The organism is Gammaproteobacteria bacterium (assembly GCA_037388465.1).
GTDB lineage: Bacteria > Pseudomonadota > Gammaproteobacteria > SpSt-1174 > SpSt-1174 > JARRKE01.
In genome coordinates, this window is sequence record JARRKE010000093.1 from 1 (window position 1) to 8,088 (window position 8,088).

Sequence of the window (8,088 nt, forward strand, 5' to 3'; positions counted from 1 at the left end):
AGCTGCTGCCCGTTTCTACCACACGCCACGTCGCCCGTGTGGTCCTGCCGGTTTGTTCCAGCGGTCGTCATGACTGGGTGGCGGATTTTCTGGTAACGGTGGACGGCAAGACCTACCGGTTGATCCTGCCGTTCAATGTCGTGCACTGAAGCCTACAAGGCGCATTTGGCGAGCCGGAATTCGATGTCCTGCTCACATTGCTGGGCGCGGACGCTGAGGTCGTGCTGGCGCAGGAATCGAATGGAAAAGCGATGCCTGCCGGCGCTGATTTCCGGATAGTAAGGTGCATCAAGAGGTAACTCGACGCGTATGATCTGATACGGCACGCCCATCTCGAGGCTTTGCTGCACGAAGCCACGTTGTGCAGTCTGGGACGTCGGTTCGGTGCCGTCGCGTACGTGATGCAGAATCAGCCCCACCGCTTCCTGGATTTGCTGGAAAGGTTCGATCCAGGATTCCAGCATGGCCTTGCGTGAGGCGGCCGGGCGTGTCAGCCAGAAGTGGTAGGCAGGAAGGTCGAAGTCGCAGGTGCCGCCGGGGATCGATGTGCGCTGGCGGATGCTGTTCAGGAAATCGTTGTCCTTGAGGTGCTGCCCCAGTTGACCGTGCATGTCGTGCAAGCGGCTGATCAGTGCCTGTTCCTGCTCTATCACCTCGGCCAGGCGTGTCTGGTCGACGTCCGGCTCGGCCTGAAGACGGGTCAGATTGCTGATCTGACGGTCCAGTTCCTTCATTAGCTCGCTTTTGAGGTCACCGCGGGTGGAAAGGCTGAATATTTCGATCAGCGTGACCAGCGCACAATGAGTATCCCACTCCGATTCGTCGGATGAGCAGTATTCGAAGCGCTGCATCAGCTGTTCGATGCGCAAAAAGGTGCGCATGCGTTCGTTGAGCGGCTGTTCGTAGCTGACGTAGTCGGTCACGGGACGAATTTAAGCGATGAGCGTGGCCTATTGTCCATATTCGGGCCCGAATTAACAGTCATGGCCGGCAGCCAGTTTGAGGTACCGACTGTGCAGGCTGCCGATTTGCATTTCCAGTTCGGATAGTTCTCCCTCATTGTGGATCACGTCATGCGCAATTTGCAGGCGGCTCTGGCGCGAGGCCTGCGCCGCCAGGATGGCTCGTGCCTCCTTTTCACTGATCCGATCCCGCGCCATCACGCGCTGGATCTGGAGGCTTTCCGGGCAATCCACCACCAGAATCCGGTCTACCGTGTCCTCGAGGTGGTTTTCCACCAGTAATGGGATGACAAGCAGGCTATACGGACCTCTCTGGGCACGGGCGGCGGCATTCAATGCCGCATGGATACGTGGATGCAGGATGGCATTGAGCCGGGTTCGGGCGTCCTGGTCTTTGAATATGCGTTCCCGCAGTACCTGCCGGTCCAAGGTCCCGTCGGGTTGAATGACGTCATTGCCGAATGCGGCGCGGATCTCCGTCAGGGCGGGACTGCCGGGCTTCGACAGTTCCCGGCTGATTTCATCGGCATCGATGACGGGAATGCCGAGGGTCGAAAAGTATTTTGCGACGAGGGATTTGCCGCTGCCTATGCCGCCTGTCAGGCCGACTCGGAACATGGGGCGGTCAGCCACCCAACCAGAGCTGAGTAAGGCTCGGGCCGAATAACAGGGCGAGCCAACCGGCTGCAGCGAGATAGGGGCCGAAAGGGATCGGTATGTTCTTCTGGTGACCACGAAACAGGATCAGTCCGATCCCGACGGTGGCGCCGACGATGGAAGAGAGAATGATGATGATGGGCAGTTGCTGCCAGCCGAGCCAGGCTCCGAGGGCGGCGAGTAACTTGAAATCACCGTATCCCATGCCTTCCTTGCCGGTAAAAAGGCGAAACAGGTGATACACGCTCCACAGGGCCAGATAACCGGCCATCGCTCCCGTTACGCTGGCCTGCAAGGAGGTGAACAAGCCAAAGCTGTTCACCAACAATCCACCCCATAACAGCGGCAGGGTGATCTTGTCGGGCAGGAGATGGGTCTGGAGGTCGATGGCCGCCAGGCTGAGCAGGGCCCAGGTCAACAGGAGTGCCGCCAGAAGTTTCCATGTCGGCCCGAAATGGATGGCCAAGACGATGGCTAGAATGGCGCTACCGCCCTCGATCAAAGGGTATTGCCAGGAGACCTTCGCGCCGCAGGCGCTGCATCGTCCGCGCAGCCACAAAAAACTCAGGATGGGGATGTTCTCGAGCGCGCTAATCTGATGGCCGCAGTGGGGGCAGGCGGACCTGGGGACCAGCAGGTTATAGGGTTGGGCTGGAGGCTCGGTTTGCGGGCTGTCCAGCAATGCCTGGCATTCCTGGCGCCATTCCTGCTGCAGCATACGCGGCAAGCGGTGTATGACAACGTTCAGGAAACTGCCGACGACCAGTCCAAGCAGGGTGACGCCAAGGAAAAAGAGCCAAGGCGTCCCGGCAAGCAAGGCCAGCGAAGACACGGTTTCGGAAGCGGGTTAAACGACCGAACCGAGCTTGAAGATCGGCAGATACATGGCGATGACCAAGCCGCCGACCATGACGCCGAGTACGGCCATGATCAAGGGCTCCAACAGGCTGGAAAGACCGTCGACCAGGTTGTCCACCTCTTCCTCGAAGAAATCCGCGACCTTGCCCAGCATATGTTCCAGGGAGCCGGATTCCTCACCGATAGCCACCATTTGTACGACCATGTTCGGGAACAGTCCCGTACTGCGCATACTTTGTTGCATCTGGGTGCCGGTGGAGGTGTCGTCGCGCATTTTCAAGGTTGCCTCCGAGTAAAGGGCGTTACCGGTTGCGCCCGCGACGGAGTCCAGGGCCTCCACCAGGGGTACGCCCGCGGCGAACATGGTGGACAGGGTGCGCGAGAAACGGGCGATGGCCGATTTTTCCATGAGTTTGCCGATGATCGGCACCTTAAGCGTTACGATGTCGCGGTAGCGCCGGAAGGTCGGAGAGCGCTTGTTAAGCTGCATTAACCCAAATATGCCTGCACCGATTCCTCCAAAGATCGCCCACCACCACGCCTGGAAGAATTTAGACAGGGCAATCACGAATAAGGTGAAAGCCGGTAGGTCGGCACCAAAGCCCTGGAACAGCTCCTGGAACTGGGGGACCACGAAAATCAACAGGATCGACGAGACGATGAATGCAACGACGATTACGGCGGCGGGATACATCAACGCCTTTTTGACCTTGCCCTTTAGGCTTTCGGTCTTTTCCTTATACGTCGCGACCTTGTCCAGCAAAGTCTCCAGGGCACCGGCCTGTTCGCCAGCGCGTACCAGGTTGACGAACAGGTCGTCAAAGTGGGCGGGGTGCTTGGCCAATGCATCGGCAAGGTTGGTGCCGCCTTCGATATCCGCCTTGATGCCGTAGATCAGCTCGCGCATGCTGGGGTTTTCGTGGCCACCGCCCGCGATGTCCATAGCCTGCACGAGCGGTACGCCAGCTGACATCATGGTGGATAGCTGGCGAGAAAAGATAGCGATGTCGGCGCCGGTGATTTTTTTCTTGCCACCGAACAGATCCTTGGGTTTTTTGCGGACCTTGACCGGTATGATGCCTTGGCGACGCAGATCGGCCTTCAAGTACTGGTCATTGATGGCCTGGGATTCGCCCTTGATGCGAGAACCTTTCTTGTCGGTCCCTTCCCAGAGAAACGTGATCTTTTGCGCCGCTTGTGCCATGGCTTAGTCCTTCGTCACACGGTTGATCTCGGCGAGGCTGGTGACCCCATCCTTGACTTTTTTCAGGCCGGAACTACGCAGGTCGGGTATATTTTCGCGTTTGGCCTGTGCGGCTAATTGCAGGGAATTTGCGCCTTCCATGATCAACTGAGACATGGCCTCTGATATGGGCATGACCTGGTACACGCCAACCCGCCCCTTGTAACCGGAGTCGCCGCATTGGTCGCAGCCGACAGCCTTGTAAATTTTAAGATCGTCCACCTCATCTTCCGAGAACCCCTCCTCTAACAGGGCCTCGCGAGGCACGTTATCGACAGCCTTGCAATTACTGCAGAGTCGGCGTGCGAGGCGTTGGGCGATGATAAGCAGCAAGGCCGAGGCGATGTTGTAAGGGGGAACCCCCATGTTCATCAGGCGGGTGAGGGTTTGCGGGGCATCGTTGGTATGCAGGGTGGAGAGCACCAAGTGGCCGGTCTGAGCCGCTTTGATGGCGATTTCAGCGGTTTCCAGATCGCGGATCTCACCAACCATTACAACATCAGGATCCTGGCGCAGAAAGGCGCGTAGGGCCTCTGCGAAGGTGAGCCCCACTTTGGGGTTGACGTTGACCTGATTGACGCCAGGCATGTTGATTTCAGCGGGGTCCTCGGCCGTGGAGATATTCCGGTCTATGGTGTTGAGGATGTTCAAACCGGTGTAGAGGGAAACGGTTTTGCCGCTCCCCGTCGGTCCGGTGACCAGGATCATGCCATAGGGCTTGCTGAGGGCATCCAGGTATAGCTGTTTCTGATCCTCCTCGTAGCCAAGCGCCTCGATACCGAGGGTGGCGCTACTGGGATCGAGAATTCGCAGTACGATTTTCTCGCCAAACAGGGTTGGAAGGGTGTTGACGCGAAAATCGATTGCGCGGCTCTTAGACAGCTGGAGTTTGATTCTGCCGTCCTGAGGAATGCGCCGTTCGGAAATGTCCATGCGCGACATGACCTTCAGGCGGGCGGAGATTCGGGGCGCCAGGCTGACAGGAGGATTGGCGATTTCCTCCAGCACGCCGTCGATGCGTAAACGAACCCGGAATTTCTTCTCGTAGGGTTCGAAATGAATATCGGAGGCTTTCTTGTTGATGGCGTCGAGCAGCACCTTGTTGACGAAACGTACGACAGGGGTGTCATCCGCATCGGATTCGCTCACCGCCTGTCCTTGTTGGCCATCCTCGGTATCCGAGAATTCCATATTGTCGAGGTCTTCGCCGAGGTCCATGTCCTGCATGGAGGTGTCGGCGGCGGCCAGTGCCTCGTCTATCAGTTTCAGCAGGCGGTTGTGCTCGACCAGGACCGGCTCAGTGTGTATGCCGGTATTGAACTTGATTTCGTCCAGGGCGAGCAGATTCAAGGGATCGGCAATGGCCACGTAGAGCCGATTGCCACGGCGGAAAAGCGGTAAGGCCTGATTTTTGCGGACGATTTTTTCCTGAATCAGATCCCGGGGGATGCTGTCAGGCTCATAACCGGCCAGTTCGAGTACTGGCATACCGAATTCGGCCCCAGCGGCTTGGGCGATGCGGGTGGGGTTGAGCTTTTTCTCGTCGACCAGATAGGCGACCAGGGGCACCCGCATTTTTTGGGCGGCCTCCTGAGCCTGGATGGCGGCGGCCTCGTCGAGCAGGTTTTCATTGACCAAACGGCGGGAAAGCCCATTCAGCCGTAAAGTCGGCGAAGGTGTAGACATAAGCGTCTAGGATATGGTTTTTCAGTGATCCATAGTAGACAATATTATTTTAAAGTCAAATAGTTATGCTTGGTTCCTAAATCGAAATAGCTGTTGTTCTGCGCCAGCCCGGGTGTGCATCCAGACAAGCCGAAGATTGAGGTTATCACGGCATTGCCTGTGGGAACCGCCATCCAACTCAAGATCGTGAATTTCACAATATATCGATTCATTCTATCTCGTTTTGACGCGGGAGAGGGGCGGAATTCGCAAAATGTATGCTCTTGGAAACCGGTTGGTGAGGATGGCTAAATAGTGATGCGCCAAGTCATATTAATCCTTATTAATCAATTAGATATGGCTTTATTCAATGGTCGTCGTGTCGACAGCCGGGCATGTGGGTGTCTGTAGACGGTATGATCGGATTCACTCATTGCCTTACGTTGTCTGTGTGACGGCTACTTGCCGGTAAACATGACTTTCATCCGCAGTTCGGTCCACATACAGTGTGTAACCGTTGCAACGTAGGTTACGGCGTGTGCCCCGATAACAGAAACAACTCCCACGAGACTAGCAAATAAATGGCATTGGTCGCGGAAAGCCGGCTTAGAGTTCTTATGGTAACCACTTCTTTCCCGGTCCAGAACAATCCGGCGAGCGGCATATTCGTCAAGCGGCTTGCTGATGCGTTGAGCGATCGCGTAAATCTGGCCGTTTTAATGCCGGCTTCAACCGAACCCTGCCACTTGAATACCCCATATCCGCTGTTTTGCTTTCGCTATGCGCCGCATCGATGGCAATTGCTGGCACACCGACCCGGTGGAATACCCGTTGCTTTGAAGACGACTCCCATTTTATGGCTGCTGCTCCCCGGCTTTTTGTTGGCAATGTTTTTCCAGGTCATTCGACTCGGGATGCGGGTAGATGTAATACATGCCAATTGGTCGGTGCCTGGTGTGATGGCTGGTCTTGCCGGATGGTTCATACGTAAACCTGTTATTACGACCATAAGAGGATCCGATGTCAGTTCGCTTGAAAAATCGTTTATCAAACGACGGATTCTTGGTGTGTTGCTACGTCTGAACAAGCGCGTCCTGACGGTTAGCGAAACAATCCAAAAAGATCTGGTTGTATTGGCACCACGGCATGCAAGCAGAATCAAGGTGATTCCCAATGGCGTTGAGGACAGCCTGTTACGTATCGAACGTGAGTCACATCCGTCGTTTCAATTGCTGACTGTCGGGAATCTGATCCCGGGAAAAGACATTGCCACTATTATCAAGGCGTTGTCTCGCCAGGCGACGCCGGTATCGCTTAGGGTGGTTGGTGAAGGCGAGGAATACAGAAATCTCAAGCAACTGGTTCAGGAGCTGGGAGTGGAAAGTCAGGTCAACTTTGTTGGTGTTGTCCCGCCTTCTGCGATCGCCGGCGAACTGAAGAATGCGGATGTGTTTATATTGGCGAGTCGATCCGAAGGGCGCCCCAACGTTGTAGTGGAGGCCATGGCTGCTGGTTGTCCTGTCATTTCAAGCAGCCTGCCGGGCGTTCAGGAGTTGATCGAGCATGAAAAACAAGGGCTTCTTTTCGAGTCGGGTGATATTTCAACACTTGCAGAACATATCAGGCGGTTGGCAACCTCCCCGGAGCTGCGCTTGGAGCTGGCACGGCATGCCCGCCAAAAAGTTATCGATAAAAAAATAACTTGGTCGAATTGTGCAGAGGGTTATCTAGATGAGTATCTGGCAATGAGCAAATGCTCCAGAGAAGCGATCTAGTATATAAATTATTCAGGGGTTTCAAATCGCCGGTAGGGTTATCCGCGGTCAGGCCACAGTAATAGTTTTGAGCATGGTCTGTCTTGCAAGATGGGTGCTGCTTCGAATATGGCTGGTACCTAATAACCATATGCGCTGAAAACGATGCGACGAAAAGTAGAAGCGACTGCAAGACACAAGATAGCTTTGTTTATCCCGGATTTGCATATGGGGGGTGCCGAGCGTGTATTCCTCACACTTTCAAAACAGTTGAGCGCCAGGGGGTATGAGGTAGAAATTGTTTTGGCTAACAAAAAAGGTGAATTGCTGGCTGAGGTTGATCCTTCTGTCAAGATCGTCGAGGTGCGAACCTGGTGGCAATTGCTGCCCGAATACTGGTGGGGCGGAAGACTCGTTTGGTGATCCGCGAGGCTGCATCGCTGGCAAACGTTAAATCCAGAATGCGCAGAATCCTGATGCGCTGGCTGTATCCACTCGTTGATCAAGTAGTAGTTCTTACTGATTATATGAGTCATGAGTTGCAGGGGGCGCTGGGCCTATCTGGCAGGAAGATCAGTGTGATTGGTAACCCGATAGATGTGGACCGGATCAGGGCCTTGGTTGAAGAGCGAGTGGAATCGCAAAAAACCAACTCTTGGAAGCCTTATCTTTTATCTATTGGTCGATTAGCGGAACAAAAGGATTTTTCCACAGTGATCAAGGCGTTTGCTTTGCTGTGTCGGGATATGGATTTGAATCTGGTCATACTGGGTGATGGGCCGCAGCGCCAGATGTTGGAGGAGCTCGTCGCTGATCTAGGTTTGACGGCACGGGTCCATATGCCGGGTCGTGTGAAGAATCCATACCCATGGTTAGCACGGGCGTCGGTATTTGTACTTTCTTCAAGATGGGAAGGATACCCAAACGTATTGTTGGAAGCGCAGTATTT

General features: G+C 55.2%; 8 protein-coding genes. 3 read left to right on the plus strand and 5 right to left on the minus strand.

Going from position 1 to position 8,088, the window contains the following annotated elements:
* Positions 1–152: 152 nt before the first annotated feature.
* The 5 genes from zapD to pilB are packed head-to-tail and all read right to left on the minus strand — an operon-like array spanning position 153 to position 5,406.
* On the minus strand, positions 153–923 hold the full coding sequence (gene zapD, locus P8Y64_12775; GenBank protein ID MEJ2061339.1) for a cell division protein ZapD: 771 nt from the start codon (positions 921–923) through the stop codon (positions 153–155).
* Between the two features lie 51 nt (positions 924–974).
* Positions 975–1,580 (minus strand): dephospho-CoA kinase, encoded by a 606-nt coding sequence (gene coaE, locus P8Y64_12780; protein ID MEJ2061340.1) that lies wholly within the window; start codon positions 1,578–1,580, stop codon positions 975–977.
* A gap of 7 nt (positions 1,581–1,587) precedes the next feature.
* Positions 1,588–2,451, minus strand: coding sequence for an A24 family peptidase (locus P8Y64_12785; GenBank protein ID MEJ2061341.1), 864 nt, complete (start codon positions 2,449–2,451; stop codon positions 1,588–1,590).
* Positions 2,452–2,466: 15 nt separating this feature from the next.
* Positions 2,467–3,681, minus strand: a complete 1,215-nt coding sequence (locus P8Y64_12790; protein MEJ2061342.1) for a type II secretion system F family protein — start codon at positions 3,679–3,681, stop codon at positions 2,467–2,469.
* A gap of 3 nt (positions 3,682–3,684) precedes the next feature.
* Positions 3,685–5,406, minus strand: a complete 1,722-nt coding sequence (pilB, locus tag P8Y64_12795) for a type IV-A pilus assembly ATPase PilB (protein ID MEJ2061343.1) — start codon at positions 5,404–5,406, stop codon at positions 3,685–3,687.
* A 560-nt stretch (positions 5,407–5,966) separates the two neighbouring features.
* On the opposite strand from pilB, the gene P8Y64_12800 reads away from it, so the two are divergent.
* The 3 genes from P8Y64_12800 to P8Y64_12810 all read left to right on the plus strand — a co-directional run.
* Positions 5,967–7,160: a glycosyltransferase family 4 protein gene (locus tag P8Y64_12800; GenBank protein ID MEJ2061344.1), complete on the plus strand. Its 1,194-nt coding sequence runs from the start codon at positions 5,967–5,969 to the stop codon at positions 7,158–7,160.
* Between the two features lie 144 nt (positions 7,161–7,304).
* Positions 7,305–7,562, plus strand: a complete 258-nt coding sequence (locus P8Y64_12805) for a hypothetical protein (GenBank protein ID MEJ2061345.1) — start codon at positions 7,305–7,307, stop codon at positions 7,560–7,562.
* Positions 7,559–8,088, plus strand: a 530-nt coding sequence (locus P8Y64_12810) for a glycosyltransferase (protein ID MEJ2061346.1), incomplete at its 3' end; no start/stop codon positions are given. The genes P8Y64_12805 and P8Y64_12810, both read left to right, overlap by 4 nt.